The sequence below is a fragment of the Corallococcus sp. AS-1-12 genome (genome assembly GCF_020036995.1).
Taxonomy (GTDB): domain Bacteria; phylum Myxococcota; class Myxococcia; order Myxococcales; family Myxococcaceae; genus Corallococcus.
The window spans coordinates 16,350-35,137 of record NZ_JAIQDD010000029.1; the positions used below are offsets into that span (position 1 = coordinate 16,350).

The window sequence follows — 18,788 nt, forward strand, 5'->3', positions numbered from 1 at the left end:
TTAGAGCGGTCCCACTCTTGAACCGGGCATTTTCCACATGACGTCCTTCCTCCTCCTGGCCCAGGCGGCCCAACCCGAACTCGGATGGTTGAGCAGCAAGCTGCTCGGGGTGACGCTGGGCAGCGCTGAGTGGGTGCTCTGGCTGCTCGTGTCGCTGTCCATCCTCTCCATCGCGGTGATGCTGGAGCGCGCCGTCTACTTCTCGCGCCACCGGCTGCCCAACTCGGAGGCCCTGGCGGTGCGCCTGGCGCGCGGCGAGTTCGACGCCGTGGCCGGCGAGGTGAAGAACCAGAAGGGCATGGAGGCCGCCGTCATCCGCGAGGCCCTGGCCTCCGCGCCCCAGGGCCCCGACACCGTGGAGCAGGTCATCGCGTCCACCGTCGCCCGCGAGCGCCCCCAGTACGAGCGCGGCCTGTCCATCCTGGGCACCCTGGGCAACAACGCCCCGTTCATCGGCCTGTTCGGCACGGTGCTCGGCATCATCAAGGCCTTCAACGACCTGGGCGCCATGAACGCCAAGGGCGGCGCCATGCAGCAGACGGTGATGGCCGGCATCTCGGAGGCGCTCGTCGCCACCGCCGTGGGCCTCGCCGTCGCCATCCCCGCCGTGGTCGCCTTCAACATCTTCAACCGCCAGTTGAAGACGCTCACCAGCCGCACCACCGCCCTGGGCCACGCGCTCGTGGGCGCCATGAAGGCGCGCAAGCCGGGCGCCGCGGGGGGCAACTAGCCCATGGCCGGCGGCGCGAACGACAGCGACGAGGAAATCTCCGGCATCAACGTCACCCCGCTGGTGGACGTGGTGCTGGTGCTGCTCATCATCTTCATGGTGACGGCCAACTTCATCGTCCGCGAGACGGTGGAGGTGGACCTGCCCCGCGCCGCCAACGGCGGTGAGACGGTGCAGGGCCTGGTGAACGTCGTCCTCGACAAGGAGGGCAAGCTCTACTTCGACGGCGCGGAGGTGACGGAGGCGGACCTGTCCCGCCGCGTGACGGAGGCCGTGGCCAAGGACAAGGACACGCGCGCCATCATCAGCGCGGACCAGACGCTCGCCTACGGCCGCGTGATGCGCCTCATCGACGTGGTGAAGGGCCAGGGCATCGCGAAGTTCGCCCTCAACATCGAGAAGGACGCCGCCCCCGCCCGGGCCGCGCCCGCCACGCCCTGACACGAGGCTGAGCGACGATGAGCCAGGCGGTCCTCGACCCTTCTCCCCTGCCCCAGCGCGACCGCTCCACGCGGTTCCTGCTCGTGTTCGTCCTCGTGTCGCTCGCGCTGCACGGGGTGGGCTTCGGCCTGCTCTCCACCCTGGAGGGCCGCAAGCTCGCGGCCATCCAGAAGCCGGTGGAGCTGGTCATGGTGGAGGTGCAGAAGCCGCCGCCCCCGCCGCCTCCGGAGGAGAAGCCGGAGGAGCCCAAGCCGCCGCCTCCGCCGCCCCCGAAGGTGAAGGTGAAGCCGCCGCCCATCAAGGTCGCGGAGGCGCCCAAGCCCCCGCCCCCCACGGAGGCCCCGCCGCCGCCCAACGACACGCCGCCGCCGGAGCCGTCCGCGAAGCCGCCGCCCCTGGTGGTGGGCATGACCCTGTCGTCCACCACCAGCGCGGGCTCCTTCGCCGCGCCCGTGGGCAACACCGCCTACGGCAAGGCCAACGGCCCCGCGAAGGCGCCCCAGGACGTGAAGGGCTACTCCGCGCCGAAGTACGTGCCCGTGTACCAGGTGGACACGGAGCCGTCGGTCGCGTCCGAGGTGAAGATTCCCTACCCGGACGAGGCGCGCCGCGCCGGCATCGAGGGCACCGTCACGCTGTCCATCAGCATCGACGCGGAGGGCAAGGTGAGCAACGTGAAGGTCATCTCCGGGCCCGGCTACGGCCTCAACGAGGCCGCGCGCGACGCCATCCGCCGCTTCCGCTTCAAGCCCGCCATCAAGGGCGGCGAGCCGGTGGCCACGGAGATGAAGTACTCGTACACCTTCCTGCTGGACTGAAGGCCGCGCGCTACTGCGTCTTGAGCGCGCGGCGCATGATGTCGCGCAGCGCCGCCAGGTCCTCGTCCGGCATCGCGGCGATGAGCGGCGGCGGCGAGACCAGCCGCGCCATCAGCCGGCCGCGCAGCTCCGCGCCCGCCTCCGTCAGCACCAGCATCTTCACGCGGCGGTCCTGCTCGCTGCTCTTGCGCTCCACCAGCCCGCGCGCCTCCAGCCGGTCCACCAGCCCCGTCACGTTGGACGCGTCACACGACAGGTAGTGCGCGAGCGTGCTCATCGCGAGCGCGCCCTCGCCCAACTGCCTCAGCACGTGCGCCTGCACCGGAGACAGCTCGAACTCCGCCGCCAGCGCGGGGAAGTTGCGCATGTGCGTGTGCATCAGCTCGAAGAGGAGCGTCCACGCCTCCTCGGGCAGCCCACTCCCGCCCTCCGACACGTCGGTGGACGCCGGCCGGCGCGTCACCTGCTCGCTGGAACCGTCGCTGAAGCCGTTCATAGTGAAGTTACGTTAAGTCATCAGACGCACATAAACAATTGACATCATCAACCATTGACCGCTACTACATTCCGCATATTCCAACATCCGACAGTGCGGATTACTTCAACGCCGCGCCAAGGTCGGGTAGAGGACGCAACGCAGTCGTCCCCAGGACGGATCCGCCTCGCGCTTCCGCGGGTCGGTGAGGAGGTCGAGCGGTATGAGTCCCTTTCTGGCGCTGTCCCTGTCGGCCACCCTGGCAGCGGCGCCCGTACTGACGCTGGATGAGGCGCTGGAGTCCGCCCGCCAGCAGAACCTCGATTTGAAGATCGCCCAGGAGCGCTTCGAGCAGGCATCGCTCGCGACGCGCAAGGCCTGGTCGGGCTACCTGCCGAACATCAGCGTGGGCGCGTCCATCACGCGCAACAACGTGGCGGCCATCATCCCCGCGGGCCCCATCGCCCCGGTGGACATCACCATCCAGCCGCTCATCCAGCAGGGCGCGCAGGCGGAGATCCGGCAGGCCATCATCGCGCCGCAGTTGTGGGCGGGCATCGCGGCCTCCTACAAGTCCGTGCGGCTGGCGGAGCTCAACACGCAGACGGCGCGCCGGCAGGTGCTCTTCGGCGTGGCGCAGGCGTACTACGGCGCCGCGGCGCAGCAGGAGGCGCTGCGCGCGCAGGAGCGGCTGCTGGAGCTGAACCAGGCGCGGGAGAAGGACACCCAGGCCCGGTTCGACGCGGGCACGGTGACGCGCGTGGCGCTGCTGCGCGCCCAGTTGGACCGCTCGCGCGCGGAGCAGGACCTGGTGCGCGCGAAGAACGCGCTCGCGGGCCTGAAGCTGGCGCTGGGCACGCTCATCCAGCGCGAGCCGGACTTCGACCTGGCCCCGCCGCCGGAGCCGACGGTGCCCGCGCAGGCGTCGCCGGACGAGCTGGTGAACCAGGCCATCCAGGACCGCTCGGACGTGCAGGCCGCGGAAGTGGGCCTGAAGCTCAGCCGCATCAACAAGACGGGCGTCATCCTGAGCTACCTGCCCACGCTGGGCGTCACGGGCGCCTACCGCATCGCGAACGCGGCGGGCTTCACCGGCCAGAACGAGACCTGGGCCATCACCTTCGGCGCGAGCTGGACGCTGTTCGACGGCGGCCTGCGCGAGGCGAACCTCTCCGAGGCGTCGTCGCGCGTGCGCGAGGCCACCGTCACCCAGGCGCTGGCGCAGGCCCGCGTGAAGGAGGAGGTGCGGCGCTCCAAGCTGGACCTGGAGAACGCGCTGGCCAACCGCGCCAAGGCCGAGGAGGCCCTGGAGCTGGCGCGCGAGTCCAACCGCCTGACGGACGTCAGCTTCAAGGCGGGCGTCGCCACCTACCTGGAGGTCGCGGACGCCAACACCGCGCTCACCAACGCGGAGGTGGGCTTCGTGTCCGAGCGCCTCCAGGCGTCGCTCGCCGCGCTGCGCCTGCTCAACTCGCTGGGCTCCTTCGAGTCCGGTTCGGTGAGGAAGGACGCGGCCGCCCTGGGCGAGCAGCCCGGCGCGGGCGCCCCCCGGCAGCCGCAGCCCGCCCAGGAGCAGCCGGCGGCCCCGCAGCAGCCCGCGCCCCAGCAGTAGGCATGGCGTGAGGTGGAATTCCCGGCGCCTGCTTGAGGGCGCCGGGTCCCCTGCCCTCCCGGGCGGGAAGCAGGTGCTTCGTTGTGGGGGTTCGTCACCGGCCCCACCCTCCTCTGTAGGACCCGTTTCCACGAGGAGGGAACCATGGCGGATGCATCCTGGGGCAACTGCAAGAACTGCCGTTTCTTCGCGGGCAACAGCGACGAGCCGAGCGACGACGCGACGCAGAGCTGCAACCAGCCGGAGCTCAAGCAGTTCGCGCTCGTGGTCTCCGGCGACAGCGGCTGCAACGCCTACGAGGCCCGCGCGGGAGAGACAGTGCCCGTCTACGAGGAGCCCGCGCCCATGCACTGAGGGCCCACCGGTCCTCGCGATGCCACGGCGGCCCCTGGCGTTCAGGTGCCGGTGGCGTCGCGGACCTGGGGCAGCGCCGGTTCAGGCGGGTGCGCGTAGTAGATGCGCTCCATGAGCTTGCGCTGGTGGACGAGCGGCTTGTCGTACTTGTCCAGCCGCATGCCCTTGTGGCTGTAGGGCGTGTCCGCCACGGTGGGGATGAAGCGCGCGTCATCGCGCACCTCCCACCAGGTGAGCCCCAGCGCGGCCTTCGCCGCCACCGGCAGCAGGGGCCTCAGCGCGGGCACCGTCGTGCGCAGGAAGGAGAAGACGTGCAGGCGCGTGGTGCGCGCCGTCTCCGGCACGAAGAAGATGTGCGCCTGCGTGATGAAGGGCCGCGGCGCCCCTGAAGGCGTGACCCAACTGACGGTGTAGACGCTGCGCACCGGGTCGAAGCGCGTCACCCAGTCATTGCGGAAGACGTCCCCCCGGCCCACCGCGAGCAGGCGCATGATGGGCGCGGGCCGCTGCGGGGCGCGGTAGTGCACCTCCGTGTGGTCGTCGTGGTTGTGCGCCTCGAACTCCACCGCGCCCGCCTGCGCGCCGCTCCACCCCAGCCGGGTGTGGACGAAGGGCGTGTGCTCGTCCTCGCTGAAGTTGTCGAGCGCCACGTGCAGCGGCGCCTGGAACAGCGTGGAGAACGTCCCGCCGAAGACGTAGTCCCCGCCGGACAGCTCCGGCATCGCGGACTCCGGGGTGTCCGCGTGCGCGAGCCAGAGGTAGCCGTGGCGCTCCACCACCTGGAAGCTCCTGGCCTCGCAGTGGCGCAGCTCCGGCTGGCTGGGGTTGGTGCCGTGGCCGCGCGCGTCGAAGCGCCAGCCGTGGTACGGGCACTGGAGCTGCCCGTCCTTCGTCACGGTGCCCTTCGACAGCGGCGCGAAGCGGTGCGGACACGCGTCCGACAGCGCCGCGGCCCGCCCGGAGGCGTCCCGGAAGAGCGCGTAGGCATGGCCGGCCAGCTCCACGCGGACGGGCTGGCGGCGGAGCTGGCGGGAGGGAAGCACCGGATGGAAGTGCCTGACGACGTCGGGGGTAGGCTCCATGGCGCGCGCAGTATAGCGGTCTGTCGCGGCGGACCCAGGTGGGTGGCGTAGACTGCCTGGCCGTGAATGCTCCCGTCCCTCCCCGCCTCCGCGTGCACTGGTTCGCCGTGGCGACCCTGGCCGTGCTGGTGGCGCTCGCCGCGGGAGCGTGGCTGTACGTGCGCGGCGCACTGCCGGCGCCGGTGCCCCCCGCGTCCGGCCCCTTCGGCTACGCGGACTATGCGCAGGCGCTCAACCACGTGCGCCCCAGCGGGGACCTGGACTTCCAGGGCCTTCAGCGCGACCGCGCGGCGCTGGAGCGCTTCGTCGCGTCGCTCGCGGCGGTGTCGCCGCACCGGCGGCCGGAGCTCTTCCCGACGACCCAGGAGGCGATGGCGTATTGGATCAACGCGTACAACGCGCTGGTGCTCCTGCAACTCGTGGAGCGCTACCCGAGCGGCGTGGAGGCGTCCTGGTTCGGACGCTTCTACTGGGGCCGCACGTGGCCGGTGGGGGGCGAGCGGCTGACGCTGTACGCCCTGGAGCAGCGCATCCTCCTGGGCAGGTACGCCGACCCGCGCGTGCACTTCGCCCTCTTCCGGGGGACGCGCGGCGGGCCCCGGCTGGACGGCGCGCCCTACCAGCCGGAGTTCCTGGACGCCCAGCTCAACGACGCCAGCCGCCGGTACATGGGGGACGCGCGGAACGTGAAGCTGGAGGACAAGACCGTGCGCCTGGCGCACCTGTTCGAGGAGCGGAAGCAGGACTTCCTCAACGCGCTGCCGGAGGGCCGGGGCGGCAACGTGCTCCAGTTCGTCTGGGCCTTCCTGCCGGACACCTGCGAGGAGCGCCCGGGCTGCGACACGCGCGGCGACCTGGACCGCGCCTGCGGTCCGGACCTGGACAGATGCCGCATCGACTTCGTCCCCGAGGACACCTCGCTGCCCGACGCCGCGAGCACCGCCGAGCAGCGGCGCTGACACGGCCCCTTCTCGGCTAGCGTCCCGCCATCGCGGAAGGAATACGCGGGAGGCACCGGGACATGACGATGGGAGCGGTGTGGCTGGCGACGTGGCTGGCCCTGGGGAGCGCGGACCTGAAATGGGAGCCGCAGGCGAGCGGGACGACGGTGCGGCTGCGCGGCGTGAGCGCGGTGGACCCCCGCGTGGCGTGGGCCAGCGGCGACAAGGGCACCGTCGTGCGCACCTCCGACGGCGGCAGGACGTGGACGCGGGCACCCGTGCCGGACGCGGAGGCGTTGGACTTCCGCGACGTGGATGCCTTCAGCGACCGCACCGCCTACGTGCTGTCCATTGGCGCGGGCGACAAGTCGCGCATCTACAAGACGACGGACGGCGGCGCGCACTGGACGCTCCAGTTCACCAACGCCGTGCCCGGGGCCTTCTTCAACGGCATGGCCTTCTGGGATGAACAGCACGGCATCGCGTTCAGCGACCCCGTGGACGGGCACTTCGTCGTCATCACCACGGAGGACGGCGGCGCGACGTGGAAGCCCGTGCCGCCAGGGGCGCTGCCAGCGGCGCTCGCGGGCGAGGCGGGCTTCGCGGCCAGCGGCACGAGCATCGCCGTGTACGGCAAATCCGACGTCTGGTTCGGGCTGGGGGGCTCCGCCGCGCGCGTGCTGCACTCGGCGGACCGGGGCAGGACCTGGGGCATCGCGCCCACGCCGCTGGCCACGGGGGAAGGCGCGGGCGTGTTCTCGCTCTCCTTCTGGAGCCCCATGGCGGGCATCGCCGTGGGCGGCAACTACAAGCAGCCGGAGGTGGCCACCGGCAACGCGGCGCTCACGCTGGACGCGGGCAAGCGCCAGTGGACCGTGCCGGAGAAGCCGCCCGGGGGCTACCGCTCCTGCGTGGCGCAACTCACGCGCGAGCGGAAGATGTGGCTCATCGCCGTGGGGCCCACGGGCTCGGACGTGTCGAAGGACGCGGGCAGGACGTGGGAGCCGCTGGACGCCACCGGCTTCCACGCCGTGTCCACGCCGCCGCGCACGCGGGACACCGCCTGGGCCGTGGGTGAGGAGGGGCGCATCGCGAAGCTGACCTTCGCGGCGCCACCGGCTCCCGGGAAGCGCTGAACCGGAGGCGATGGGCGCGGGGAGCCTCCTCCCCGCGCCGCGTGCGTCACTTCACCAGCAGCGCCGCGCCGATGATGCCGCTGTCGTCACCCAGCTCCGCGTCGGCGATGAGCAGGCCCTCGCGCGACACGCGGGAGGACCACTGCTGCACGCCGTCCAGCACCTGCCGCTTGATGCCCGGGCAGTGCGTCAGCACGCCGCCGCCCAGCACCAGCCGCGACGGGTTGAGCACCGTCACGTAGTTGGCCACCGCGAGCGCCAGGAACTGCGCCGCGCGCGAGTGGATCTCCTTCGCCTTCACGTCCCCCTCGTCCGCCGCCGTCTCCAGCGTCACCGGGGTGATGGTGTCCGGGTCGTCGTGGGTCAGCTTCTCCAGCACGCGCGAGCTGCCGGACGCCAGCAGCTCCTTCGTCTGCGCGATGAGGTTGTGGCCGCCCGCGTACGCCTCCAGGCAGCCGTGCTCACCGCAGCCGCACAGCCGGCCGCCGGGCACCACCTTGATGTGGCCCAATTCGCCCGCCACGCCGCCGCCGCCGTTCACCAGCCGCCCGTCCGAGATGATGGCGCTGCCCACGCCGGAGCCCACGAACACCACCAGGATGTCCTGGGCGCCGCGCCCCGCGCCCGCGTGCAGCTCGCCCCACGCCGCCGCGGACAGGTCGTTCACCACCTTCACGCCGAAGCCCAGCCGCTTCGTGAGCATCTGGGCCAGCGGCACGTCCCGCCAGCCCAGGTTGGGCGCCACGGAGATGACGCCCGTGTCCTTGTGGATCTGCCCCGCCGCGCCCACGCCGCAGCCGTCCACCTTCACGCCGGACTTCTTCACCGCCTCTTCCGCCGCCTGCGCGATGGTCTCCACCACGCCCTGCGGCTTGCGGTCCTGCACCGCCACCTTGGCGCTCGCGAGGATTTCACCCTTCCCGTCCACCACCGCGGCCCGGGCGAACGTCCCGCCCAGGTCGATTCCCAGCGTCGGCATGTCCCGCTCCTCCGTTACGTGCGTGCGTGTGCTTCGCGTGGCGCACCGGCGCTCAGACGCCGACGTCCTTCTGCGCCTGGGCGACCGTCTTCTCGATGAGCGCCTGGATCTCCTTCACGCGGGCCTCCGTGCTGGCCTCGTAGCGCAGCACCAGGATGGGCTGCGTGTTCGACGCGCGGATGAGCCCCCAGCCGTCCGGGAACGTCACGCGCACGCCGTCCACGTCCACCACCTTGTGGCCCGCGTCGCGAAGGATCTCCGTGGCGCGCTTCACCATGGCGAACTTCTTCTCCTCCGTCGTGTCGAAGCGCAGCTCGGGGCTGGCGAAGGTCTTCGGCACGTCGGAGAGCAACTGCGACATGGACTGCTTCTCGTGCGTGAGGATCTCCAGCAGGCGCGCGGACGCGTACACCGCGTCGTCGAAGCCGAAGTAGCGGTGCTTGAAGAAGATGTGGCCGCTCATCTCACCGGCCAGCTCCGCGTGCTCCTCCTTCATCTTCGACTTGATGAGCGAGTGCCCGGCCTTCCACATCACCGGCTTGCCGCCGTGCTTCGCGATGTCGTCGTACATCGTGTAGCTGCACTTCACCTCGCCGATGATGGCCGCGCCCGGGGCCTCCTTCAGCACGTAGCGGCTGAAGAGCACCATGAGCTGGTCACCCCAGAGCACGTTGCCCTGGTCGTCAATGACGCCGATGCGGTCGCTGTCGCCGTCGTACGCGATGCCGACCTCCGCCTTGACCTCCTTCACCTTCTGGATGAGGTCCTGGAGGTTCTCCACCACCGTGGGGTCCGGGTGGTGGTTGGGGAAGTCCGCGTCCATGTCGCAGAACAGGGGCACCACGTCGAAGCCCATGCTCTCGAACAGGGGCACCGCGATGGCGCCGCCCGTGCCGTTGCCCGCGTCGATGACGATCTTCATCCCCTTGCGGCCCACCTTCACCGTCTGGCGGATGAAGTGGTTGTAGGGCGTGATGATGTCGAAGGGCGAGACCTTGCCGGGCTTGTCGGAGGTCGCGAAGTCCTTCGCCTCGATGAGGCGGCGCAGCTCCTTGATTTCGGGGCCGTGGAAGGTCGTCTTGCCGGCGCCAATCTTGAAGCCGTTGAACTCCTTCGGGTTGTGGCTGCCGGTGATCATCGCCAGGCCGTCCACGGGCAGCGTGTTCGCCGCGAAGTAGGTCAGCGGCGTCGGCACCACGCCCACGTCGTAGACGTCCAGGCCGGTGGCGGTGAGGCCCTTCGCGAGCGCGTCGCGGAAGCGCGTGGAGGACTCGCGGCAGTCGCGGCCCACCACGATGGAGGTGCCGCCCTTGCGGCGGATCATGGTGCCCAGGCCCAGGCCCAGGAGCTCCACCACCTCGATGGTGAGGTCCTTGTCCACCAGACCTCGGATGTCGTACTCGCGGAAGATGTGCGCGTTCATGGCAGTGTCCCCACCCTCGACAGGAACCGGGAGGGCGTAACGGAAGGCGTCGGACACTACACGAGCGGGCCCGGGGGCTGCACACACCCGAACGGGCCCGGCTGACTGTTGAACGCCCGGCCCCCCGGGGAGGGCGGAACCTACCCCCGGCGGAGGCTGATGGCCCCCATCAGGCCATGGCCCCGGGGGCCTGGGCTCCGCCACCGGCCGGCACCCGCCGCCGCAGCGCCTGGTAGTGCTTCAGCCAGGACGTGTTCAGCGGGTCCAGCTTGAGGGCCTCCGCGTAGCGCTCCAGCGCGGCCGGGACGGCCCGTTGGACCTCCAACGCGTGCCCCTGGGTGAAGAGGGCGCGGGCCTTCTTCTCCACCTCCGGCCGGGCGGCGAGGAAGGCGCTGCGCAGGGCCTCCATGGTGGGCTCCGGGACACCCGCGGCCACGCAGCGGGCCAGGCCGCCCAGGTTGCCCCGGGTGGCGTCGTAGCCGACGCGGGAGATCGGCTCACCGAGCATCCGCTGCGCGGCCAGCACGCGCACGCGCAGGGCCTCCAGGGCCTGGCGCTGGCCGGTGGGCAGCGGGCGGTGCTGGAAGGCGAGCAGGCGGCGCAGGGCGGCCTGGGCGCGGCGGTCGATGTCACCGAAGTCGGCGTCGTGCTTCGCGCCCAGCAGCGTGTAGGGGTCCCGGGCGACGGCCTCCGCGCGGGACAGCAGCCGGGCGAGCTCCGCGTCGGGCGCGGGCTCCGCGTCCTCCATGAGGGCGCGGGAGAGCAGCCGGCCCAGCGCGGGGAACTCGTCGGAGAAGTGGACGAAGACGCCCGCGGGCACGTTCCAGGTGCGCGCCTCGTCGAAGGTGACGTGGCGGACGACGTCGCAGGCCCCCAGGGCCGTCTCGCCCCGGAAGGACACCTCCACCGTCAGCCGCGCGGCGAGCGGGGGCAGCGAGCCCTGGCACTCGGCGAAGAGGCCCTCGGGGGCGACGTCGCTCACGGAGACGGGCTGGAGGACCTCGCCCGGCGTGAGGCCCAGGCGCACGCGCAGGTCCGCGGGCGCGTCCGTGCGGGGCGCGGAGGCCTCCAGCGGCGGCACGGGGTTCACCAGCGGGATGGGCGCGGCTTCAGGGACGACGTCCACCAGTGGAATGGGCGGAGGCGACAGGACGGACGCGGGCTCCAGTGAAGGCGCCAGGGTCATGAACGGGATGGCCGCGGCGCCCAGCGTGGACGTGGGGTTCACCGCGGCCTGCGCCGTGACGTCCAGCGGCGACGCCGGATCCACCAGCAGGATGGGCGCGGCCGTCTGGAGCGGGTTCGGCTCCACGAGGCCAAGCTGCATCGTCCTGGCCGGCGCCTGGGACGCGGCAGGCTGCACCAGGAGGATGGGGGCCGGCGTGGCACCAGCGGCGGCGGAGCCCGAGGAGCCGGCCTGGGAAGCGCGCGGCGGCTCCGCTTCGGCGTCCCCCAGCAGCGCCACGGCGGAGGCCCAGAACGCGGCCACCTCCGCGCGCATGCCGCCTTCACCGGGGCGTACGTCAGGCGGCGCGCCATCCGCCGCGCGCAGCGCCGCGTCCTCCACGGACGTGGCGGCCATGCCCCATTCGGGCACGTCCTCCACGATGTCGAAGTCGTCCGCCGCGTCGCGCGCCCTGGCGGTCTCCTCCGCCGCGGCGACCTCCTCTACTTCGGACACGTCCTTGGGAGCATCCGCGGACGCGTCGCGCACCGGCGCCTTCATGCCCAGCGCCTCCGCGAGCGCGACGCGGAAGGCCCACGCGCTGTCGAAGCGCTCCTCCGGCTTCGCGGCCAGCGCGCGCAAGAGCACGGTGGACAGCGCGGGCGGCACGCTCGCGTTGAGGGCGTGCGGCGGGAACAGCGTCACGTCCGCGGAGCGCCCCAGGCCGAACGGCAGCCGGCCCGTCACCAGCAGGTAGCCCGCCACGCCCATGGCGTGCAGGTCCGCGCGCGGACCGCCACTCATCCCCGCGCACTGCTCGGGCGCCATGAACGTGGGCGAGCCCACCGTCACGCCCTGCGCGCGCTCGTCCTGCGACAGGGCCGCCTCCCGCACCGCGCCCGCGCCGAAGTCGCGCACCCGCACGCGCCGCTCGCCCTTCGCGTCGCGCGTGACGAACATCGAGTCCAGCGTGAGGTCCCCGTGCACCACGCCCCGCCCGTGCGCCGCCTCCAGCCCCGCGAGCGCCTGCTCCAGCACCTCGCCCGCCTCGGCCGGCGACAGCGGCAGGGGCATCGCGCTCAGCGACTCACCCTCCGGCGCCTCCTGGAGCACGCACGGCAGCCCCTGCGGGCCGGGGCGCACGTCCAGCACGCGCGCCACGTGGCGGTGCACGACGTTGCGCTGCGCCAGCGCCTCCGCGATGAACCGCGCGCGGACGGCGGGACGGGCCGCCAGGTGCGCGTGCAGCACCTTCACGGCGAACCGGTGCCCCGTGGGCACGTACTCCGCCAGGTACACCGACGCCACCGCCCCCACCTCCAGCCGGCGCTTCAAGAGCAGCGGCCCGTGCCGCTGACCCTCCAGCGAGTCCCCCGGCACCGGAGGCCGGGCAGCGACGGGGCACGCCTCCCCATCCCGGTGTTCGCTCACGCAGCGCTTGCAGCCCATCGCCATCCCCGCCTGTCGCCCCGGAAATGGGGCGGACCCGGCATGGACTTGCAACCCGCGCGCCTCGTGCGTGGGGCCCGCTTTCGTCCGCGCGGCGACACTCCAACACCCGCGAGTGCCAGCGAACCCCGCAAAACGAACCAGGGCGCCCTGTAGAAACGACAGGGCACCCCGGGAAGAAACGTGTGGAGTGAAACAGGAGGCGGAGTCGCCTCCAGGCCTACAGCAGGCGGGTGCGCTTCTTCGCCTTGAGGGCCTCGACGACCTTGCGGACGTCCTGGCTCCGGTCCTTGGGGACCACGAGCACGGCGTCACCGGAGTCCACCACCACCACGTCGTGCATGCCCACGACGGACAGCGTGCGCTTGTCGGACAGCACCACGCAGTTGGTGCAGTCCACCAGCACCGCGTCGCCGGAGACGACGTTGCCCTGCGCGTCCGCGGGGCGCACTTCGGGGATGGCGGCGAAGGAGCCCACGTCGGACCAGCCGAAGTCGCCGTCCAGCACCGCGATGTTCTCCGCCTTCTCCATCACGCCGTAGTCGATGGAGATGGAGGGCAGCTTGGGGAAGACGCGCTTGAGCACGGCCGGGAAGGTGCGCTTGCCCGCGGCCTTCTGGAGCGCGTCCAGGCCCTTCTGCATCTCCGGCATGTGCTTCTGGAAGGCCGCCAGCATCACGTCCGCGCGGAAGACGAAGATGCCGCCGTTCCACAGGTAGTCGCCGCCGGCCAGGTACTCCTGCGCCGTCTTGAGGTCGGGCTTCTCCTTGAACGCCTTCACGCGGCGCCCGCCGCCCTCCAGCGCGTCACCGACCTGGATGTAGCCGTAGCCCGTCTCCGGGCGCGCGGGCTTGATGCCCAGCGTGACGATGTGGCCGCCTTCCGCGATGCGCGCGGCTTCCGCGAGCGTGCGCTGGAAGCCCTTCACGTCCGCGACGTGGTGATCCGACGGCAGCACCGCGAGCACGCCCTGGGGGTCGCGCGCGGCCACCTGGAGCGCGGCGAGCGCGATGGCGGGCGCGGTGTTGCGCGCCACGGGCTCCACCAGGAGGTTGCCCTTGGGCAGCCCCTTCACCAGCTTCGCGGCCGTCTTCGCGTGCACGGGGCCGCACACGATGAAGGTGTTCTTCACCGGCGCCAGGCCCTTGAGGCGCTGGGCGGTGTCGGTGAGCAGCGGCTGCTTGGAGGCCAGCGGGAGGAACTGCTTCGGACGGGCCTGGCGGGACAGCGGCCAGAAGCGGGTGCCGGAGCCTCCGGCCATGATGACGGGATAGAGGGCCATATGCGGGTGCGAGCTCCTAGGGGCACGTCGGGCCCGGCCCGGCGCGCACGGCGGCGCACCATAGCGCTTCGCGCCAGCGGAGGAAGGGGGCTGCTCGCCGCTCAGGCTGGCAGGACCGCGATGGCCTCCACCTCGAAGAGCATCCCGTCCAGTGCCAGCCGGGGGACGGGAATCAGCGTGCAGGTCGGCTTCATGCGGCCGTTCCAGGCCGCGTCCAGTTCAGGGCCGATGATGCGCAGCTTCTCCTCCGTGTGGTCCACCACGAGCATCGTGAGCTTGGCGACGTCACCGACGCCCGCTCCCACGGACTCGAGGGCCGTCCGGATGTTCCTGAACGCCTGCCGCACCTGGAGGCGGAAGTCGGGCTCGAGCGCGCCCGTCTCATGCTCTCCCCCCTGCCCCGCCAGGAAGACCAGCCGGGTGCCGGGCGCGACCTGCGCCACGTGTGAGAAGCCATAGGGCGCCGGGTCGAACAACCCCTTCGGATTCGTCAGCACCACGGTCGGCGTCTTCGAGGAGTCTGAGCTCTGTCCCATGCCCCACCGTCTCCCATCTGGCCCGACGATGTGAAGGGGGCCCGGCCGCCTGCCCTCCGAGGGATGGGGCGCGACAATGTGGGCAGAGTTTTGACCCGCCCCCGAAAAGCCAGTCTCATGCCCCGGCGTTGAGCCTCAAGCCCACATCCACCGGATGGACGCTGGCCTTCACCGTGCTGCTGGCGGTGGGGTTGTCCCTGGCGCCATTGCCGGAGAAGTACCGCCCCCTCCCCAGCCTCCGTCAGGAAGGTTCGCTCGGGCCCAAGCTGGCGGCGATCGCGCTGCCCGCGTCCCTGCGCGGCGTGAAGGCCCCGCGCCCGCCCTCGGACACGATGGTCCCGGACGCCCCGCCCGCCGCGGTCGCGGAGGCGGACACCGCCGCCAACGACACGGATCCGCGGGCGGGCCCGCAGGTGGGGGAAGCCCCGGCCGTGCCCGGCATCGGCCTGGAGGAGCTGAGCGCCCCCACGCTGGCGACCGCGCGGGAGCTGGAGGCGCTGCGCGAGCGGATGGGCGCGAAGCACGTGGACATCGAGCTCAACTGCCGCAAGACGCGCGCGGACGGGACCTGTGAAGAGGACGGCCTGGCGCCGTTCATGAAGGCGCTGGGAGACCTGCGCGCGGACGCGCGGCGCACGCCGGTGCGGGTGGTGCACCTGGGCGATTCGCTGATCGCCTCCGACTACATCACGGACGTGGTGCGCGACCGGCTCCAGGAGCGCTTCGGTTCGGGCGGCCCGGGCTTCCTCTACATCCACCGGCTGGCGAGCGCCGGCCGCGCCACGCGCGCGGGCACCGCGAGCACGGACGGCTGGAAGATGGAGCGGCTGGTGGACACGCACTGGCCCAGGGACCGCGTGGGCTGGACGGGCGTGGCCTTCTCCACGAGCGGCCCCGCGCAGGCCACCCGCTACTCGGTGGAGGGCGCGCGCGAGGCGGAGCTGTTCTTCCTGGCCCAGCCCGCCAACGGCGCCGTGCAGGTGGCGGTGGACGGAAAGAACACGCAGCGCATCCAGACGCGCGCGTTCGGGCCCAGGGCGGAGGCCGCCTTCGCGCGGCTCCGGATTCCCGAGGGCGCGAAGACGCTGACGCTCACCGCCAGCGGCAAGACGGAGCTGCACGGCGTGTCGGTGGAGTCGGGCACGCCGGGCGTCGTCTACGACACGGTGGGCCTGCTGGGCGGCATGGCGGAGGTGTACCTGCGCGCGCAGCCCCAGGCGTTCCGCGCGCAGCTCAAGCACCGCAAGCCGTCGCTGGTGGTGCTGATGGTGGGCGGCAACGAGGCGTTCTTCCTCTCCCGCGAGCGCACCACGCTGGACGAGGTCCGCACGCAGATGAAGGAGCTGGTGTCGCGCGTGCGCTCGGCGGTGCCGGACGCGGCGTGCCTGGTGATGTCGCCCATCGACGCGGGCGTGCGCACGCTGAGCGGCGAGCTGATCACCCGCCGGCACTCGGCGGAGGTGGCGGAGGTGTTCCGCGAGGAGGCGCGCGCGGGAGGCTGCGCCTTCTACGACACGCTGGCGGCGATGGGCGGCGAGGGCTCCGCGCTCAAGTGGCTGGAGTCCGGCCTGATGCTGGAGGACCTGGTGCACCCGCGCGTGCGCGGCTCCAACCTGCTGGGCCACCTGTTCGACCTGGCGCTGCAGCGGGCCTTCGCGCGCACGCATCCGCCGCGCGTGCCCGGCACGGACATGACCGGCCTGCGGGACGCGACCCCGGCGCTGCGCCGCACGTTCGAGTCGCTGGCCCGCCGCGAGTCCGGCGCGAAGCTGCGCGTGGGCATCGCGCAACTGGGCGCGTCGCACACGGCGGCGCACTACTTCTCCGACAAGGTCCGCGACGCGCTGACGAAGCGCTTCGGTGACGCGGGCCGGGGCTTCATCGCGGCGGGCAAGCCGTCGTCCCGGCTGGAGGCGGCGCGCGTGACGCGCACGCTGGACGGCGCGTGGACGGTGGAGGACGCGAAGAGCACGCCCGGAGGCGCCTCCGGAAGCATCTGGGGGCTCACCGGCATCCGCGCGGTGGGCGCGCCCGGCGCGAGCCTGGGCATCTCCTTCTGTGAAGGCTGCGCGGAGGACAAGAACCGCCAGGGCCGGCTGGACCTGTACGCGCTGGACGCGCCGGGGGCCGCGGCGCCTGAAATCACGGTGGACGGCGAGGAGCTTCCGCCGGAGGCGCCGCCGCCGGAGCCGCTGACGCAGCCCACGGTGCGCATCCGCTCGTTCCCGGTGACGGGGGTGGCGCACTCGGTCCAGGTGAAGGTGCCGGAGGGGGGCGGGAGCGCGACGGTGCTGGGCGCGTCACTGGAATACGACACGCCGGGGCTGGTGTACGACGCGCTGGGGTTGCCCGGGGCCACGGCGTTCACGGCGCGGGACATGGATGCGCCGGCGATGGACGCGCAGTTGACCGCGCGCCGTCCGGACCTGCTGGTGTTCTGGTACGGCACCAACGAGGCGGAGCTGCCGGGGCTGGACGCGAACGGGCTGCGCCAGGACTACGCGGCGTTGATTACGCGGATGCGCAAGGCGACGGGGGCGGAGTGCCTGCTCATCGGGCCCACGGACCGGCTCCAGCAGGACGCGAACGGCCGGTGGGATGAGGCGCCGTCGCTCGCGAAGGTGCTGAACACGCTGCCGCTGGTGGCGAAGGACGCCGGGTGTGCGTACTGGTCCGCGCGCGCGGCGATGGGCGGTGAGCGCTCCATGCAGCGCTGGCAGCGCCAGCCGGAGCCGCTGGGCCACGCGGACGGGGTGCACCTGACGCCGCAGGGGTACGCGGTGCTGGCGAACGCGTTCGTGAAGGACCTGATGGCGGCGTACGAGTCCACGAAGAAGGGCGGCGAGCCGACGGCCTCCGCCGCGGGAGCGCCCTGAGCCGTGCTGTCCCACAGCCTCCAGTACGTCGTCTTCGTCATCGCGGTGTTCGCGCTCTACTGGGCGGTGCACCGGCATTACTGGCCGCGGATGCTGTTGCTGCTGGCGGCCAGCCTGCTGGTCTACGTGTCGTTCCTCCAGGTGCCGCTGACGGCGTTCGTGGGCGGGATGCCACCTGGCGAGCTGGTCGTGAAGCTGGTGCCGCTGTTCATCTTCATCGCGGGCGTGACGGTGGACCACCTGCTGGTGAAGGGGATGGGGGCCACGGAGCGGCCGGGGCTGCGCAAGGCGCTGGTGGTGCTGTCCATCGTCTCCAACCTGGGGCTGCTGGCGGGCTTCAAGTACCTGGAGCTGCTGCGCAGGACGGTGGCGTCGCTGTTGGGTCCGTGGGGCGTGGAGGTGCGGCCGGAGCCGTTCCATCTCCTGTTGCCGGTGGGCCTGTCGTTCTTCGTGTTCCAGTCCATCAGCTACACGGTGGACGTGTACAAGGGGAAGGCGAGCTCCGAGCACTCGTTCGTGGAGCACCTGCTCTACATGTTGTTCTTCCCGCGCGTGTTGAGCGGTCCGATTGTCCGCGCGTCGGAGCTGATGGCGCACTTCCGGGAGGTGCCCACGCTGTCGTCGGACGACGGGAACAAGGCGTTGTTCCGCATCGCCGTGGGGCTGGTGAAGAAGCTGGTCATCGCGGACGTGCTGGGCAGCGGCATCGTGGATCCGGTGTTCGGCAGTCCGCACGCGTACTCGTCGGCGGAGTGCGCGGTGGCGGCGGTCGCGTACACGTTGGAGCTGTACTACGACTTCTCGGGGTACTCGGACATCGCGATCGGGGTGGCGTCGCTGTTCGGGTTCAAGTTCCCGGAGAACTTCGCGCGGCCGTACCTGGCGAAGAACCTGTTCGAGTTCTGGAACCGCTGGCACATGAGCCTGTCGTCATGGCTGCGGGACTACCTGTACATCCCGCTGGGCGGCAACCGGCGGTCGAAGCCGAGGGTGTGCTTCAACCTGATGATGGTGATGGTGCTGGGAGGCCTGTGGCACGGGGCGGACTGGCGCTTCGCGGTCTGGGGCGCGGTGCACGGCGTGGCGTTGTGCGGGGTGCGGTGCTGGTGGTGGTTCAAGGGCAAGCAGCAGGAGCCGGGCCCGGTGCGCGTGGCGGTCGGGATGTTGGCCACGTTCACGCTGGTGGTGTTGACGCGAGTGGTGTTCCGGGCGCCGGACATGGCGCACGCGGGTGAGTTCTACGCGCGGATGCTGGCGGGAATCCCGGGCCTGGCGAACGTGGGCCCGCTGGTGTGGAGCATGCTGGCCATCGCCGTGATTGCGCACACGCTGCCCATGAAGCTCTACGACACGGCGGCGCTCGTCTTCCTCAAGCTGCCCGCGCCCGCGAGAGCGGTGGTGCTGGTGCTCCTGGGCCTGGGCATCCGCCAACTGTCCACGCTGGAGACCCGGCCGTACGTGTACCTGCAGTTCTGAGGACGCACCGTTC

At 71.7% G+C, this 18,788-nt stretch carries 16 protein-coding genes; 9 read left to right on the forward strand and 7 right to left on the reverse strand.

The window, feature by feature from the left end; all coding sequences use genetic code 11:
- The first annotated feature begins 37 nt into the window (after positions 1-37).
- From K8556_RS31950 to K8556_RS31960, 3 genes are read left to right on the forward strand one after another with little or no spacing between them, the layout of a single operon-like run.
- Positions 38-730, forward strand: coding sequence for a MotA/TolQ/ExbB proton channel family protein (locus K8556_RS31950; protein WP_223743893.1), 693 nt, complete (start codon positions 38-40; stop codon positions 728-730).
- Positions 731-733: 3 nt separating this feature from the next.
- A complete protein-coding gene (locus K8556_RS31955; RefSeq protein ID WP_120589507.1) occupies positions 734-1,171 on the forward strand; it encodes a biopolymer transporter ExbD in 438 nt (145 codons plus the stop codon).
- Positions 1,172-1,188: 17 nt separating this feature from the next.
- The gene (locus K8556_RS31960; protein ID WP_223743894.1) at positions 1,189-1,989 is read left to right on the forward strand and encodes an energy transducer TonB; all 801 of its coding nucleotides are present in this window, start codon (positions 1,189-1,191) and stop codon (positions 1,987-1,989) included.
- A 10-nt stretch (positions 1,990-1,999) separates the two neighbouring features.
- Here the strand turns inward: K8556_RS31960 and K8556_RS31965 are convergent, their stop codons facing one another.
- Positions 2,000-2,485, reverse strand: a complete 486-nt coding sequence (locus K8556_RS31965; protein WP_223743895.1) for a MarR family winged helix-turn-helix transcriptional regulator — start codon at positions 2,483-2,485, stop codon at positions 2,000-2,002.
- 202 nt (positions 2,486-2,687) lie between these two features.
- Between K8556_RS31965 and K8556_RS31970 the strand changes: the two genes are divergently transcribed.
- Both K8556_RS31970 and K8556_RS31975 read left to right on the forward strand, forming a co-directional pair.
- Entirely contained in the window at positions 2,688-4,076 is a 1,389-nt protein-coding gene (locus tag K8556_RS31970) for a TolC family protein (protein ID WP_223743896.1), read from the forward strand.
- 144 nt (positions 4,077-4,220) lie between these two features.
- A complete protein-coding gene (locus tag K8556_RS31975; protein WP_223743897.1) occupies positions 4,221-4,430 on the forward strand; it encodes a hypothetical protein in 210 nt (69 codons plus the stop codon).
- 41 nt (positions 4,431-4,471) lie between these two features.
- Here K8556_RS31975 and K8556_RS31980 read toward each other — a convergent pair whose 3' ends face one another.
- On the reverse strand, positions 4,472-5,473 hold the full coding sequence (locus K8556_RS31980; RefSeq protein WP_370639997.1) for a Rieske 2Fe-2S domain-containing protein: 1,002 nt from the start codon (positions 5,471-5,473) through the stop codon (positions 4,472-4,474).
- Between the two features lie 101 nt (positions 5,474-5,574).
- On the opposite strand from K8556_RS31980, the gene K8556_RS31985 reads away from it, so the two are divergent.
- Both K8556_RS31985 and K8556_RS31990 read left to right on the forward strand, forming a co-directional pair.
- The gene (locus K8556_RS31985) at positions 5,575-6,471 is read left to right on the forward strand and encodes a DUF547 domain-containing protein (protein WP_223743899.1); all 897 of its coding nucleotides are present in this window, start codon (positions 5,575-5,577) and stop codon (positions 6,469-6,471) included.
- A 62-nt stretch (positions 6,472-6,533) separates the two neighbouring features.
- Positions 6,534-7,589, forward strand: a complete 1,056-nt coding sequence (locus tag K8556_RS31990) for an oxidoreductase (RefSeq protein ID WP_223743900.1) — start codon at positions 6,534-6,536, stop codon at positions 7,587-7,589.
- A gap of 46 nt (positions 7,590-7,635) precedes the next feature.
- Here K8556_RS31990 and K8556_RS31995 read toward each other — a convergent pair whose 3' ends face one another.
- The 5 genes from K8556_RS31995 to K8556_RS32015 form a co-directional block, all read right to left on the reverse strand.
- Positions 7,636-8,568, reverse strand: coding sequence for an ROK family protein (locus K8556_RS31995; RefSeq protein ID WP_223743901.1), 933 nt, complete (start codon positions 8,566-8,568; stop codon positions 7,636-7,638).
- A 52-nt stretch (positions 8,569-8,620) separates the two neighbouring features.
- On the reverse strand, positions 8,621-9,991 hold the full coding sequence (locus K8556_RS32000; RefSeq protein WP_223743902.1) for a phosphomannomutase/phosphoglucomutase: 1,371 nt from the start codon (positions 9,989-9,991) through the stop codon (positions 8,621-8,623).
- A 169-nt stretch (positions 9,992-10,160) separates the two neighbouring features.
- Complete coding sequence (locus K8556_RS39575) at positions 10,161-12,605, reverse strand: serine/threonine-protein kinase (RefSeq protein ID WP_304504024.1); 2,445 nt, start codon at positions 12,603-12,605, stop codon at positions 10,161-10,163.
- A gap of 220 nt (positions 12,606-12,825) precedes the next feature.
- Positions 12,826-13,887, reverse strand: a complete 1,062-nt coding sequence (locus K8556_RS32010; protein WP_223743903.1) for a mannose-1-phosphate guanylyltransferase — start codon at positions 13,885-13,887, stop codon at positions 12,826-12,828.
- A gap of 101 nt (positions 13,888-13,988) precedes the next feature.
- Positions 13,989-14,423, reverse strand: a complete 435-nt coding sequence (locus K8556_RS32015) for a RidA family protein (protein ID WP_223743904.1) — start codon at positions 14,421-14,423, stop codon at positions 13,989-13,991.
- Between the two features lie 128 nt (positions 14,424-14,551).
- Between K8556_RS32015 and K8556_RS32020 the strand changes: the two genes are divergently transcribed.
- Together K8556_RS32020 and K8556_RS32025 are read left to right on the forward strand one after the other, a co-directional pair.
- Entirely contained in the window at positions 14,552-17,299 is a 2,748-nt protein-coding gene (locus K8556_RS32020) for a GDSL-type esterase/lipase family protein (protein ID WP_223743905.1), read from the forward strand.
- A 3-nt stretch (positions 17,300-17,302) separates the two neighbouring features.
- Positions 17,303-18,775: an MBOAT family O-acyltransferase gene (locus tag K8556_RS32025; protein ID WP_223743906.1), complete on the forward strand. Its 1,473-nt coding sequence runs from the start codon at positions 17,303-17,305 to the stop codon at positions 18,773-18,775.
- Positions 18,776-18,788 lie beyond the last annotated feature (13 nt).

Bases quoted from the DNA above. Each gene is read 5' to 3' on its own strand.
- K8556_RS31950 (WP_223743893.1), top strand. From the start codon at position 38: ATGACGTCCTTCCTCCTCCTGGCCCAGGCGGCCCAACCCGAACTCGGA.
- K8556_RS31955 (WP_120589507.1), top strand. From the start codon at position 734: ATGGCCGGCGGCGCGAACGACAGCGACGAGGAAATCTCCGGCATCAAC.
- K8556_RS31960 (WP_223743894.1), top strand. From the start codon at position 1,189: ATGAGCCAGGCGGTCCTCGACCCTTCTCCCCTGCCCCAGCGCGACCGC.
- K8556_RS31965 (WP_223743895.1), bottom strand. From the start codon at position 2,485: ATGAACGGCTTCAGCGACGGTTCCAGCGAGCAGGTGACGCGCCGGCCG.
- K8556_RS31970 (WP_223743896.1), top strand. From the start codon at position 2,688: ATGAGTCCCTTTCTGGCGCTGTCCCTGTCGGCCACCCTGGCAGCGGCG.
- K8556_RS31975 (WP_223743897.1), top strand. From the start codon at position 4,221: ATGGCGGATGCATCCTGGGGCAACTGCAAGAACTGCCGTTTCTTCGCG.
- K8556_RS31990 (WP_223743900.1), top strand. From the start codon at position 6,534: ATGACGATGGGAGCGGTGTGGCTGGCGACGTGGCTGGCCCTGGGGAGC.
- K8556_RS31995 (WP_223743901.1), bottom strand. From the start codon at position 8,568: ATGCCGACGCTGGGAATCGACCTGGGCGGGACGTTCGCCCGGGCCGCG.
- K8556_RS32000 (WP_223743902.1), bottom strand. From the start codon at position 9,991: ATGAACGCGCACATCTTCCGCGAGTACGACATCCGAGGTCTGGTGGAC.
- K8556_RS39575 (WP_304504024.1), bottom strand. From the start codon at position 12,605: ATGGGCTGCAAGCGCTGCGTGAGCGAACACCGGGATGGGGAGGCGTGC.
- K8556_RS32010 (WP_223743903.1), bottom strand. From the start codon at position 13,887: ATGGCCCTCTATCCCGTCATCATGGCCGGAGGCTCCGGCACCCGCTTC.
- K8556_RS32015 (WP_223743904.1), bottom strand. From the start codon at position 14,423: ATGGGACAGAGCTCAGACTCCTCGAAGACGCCGACCGTGGTGCTGACG.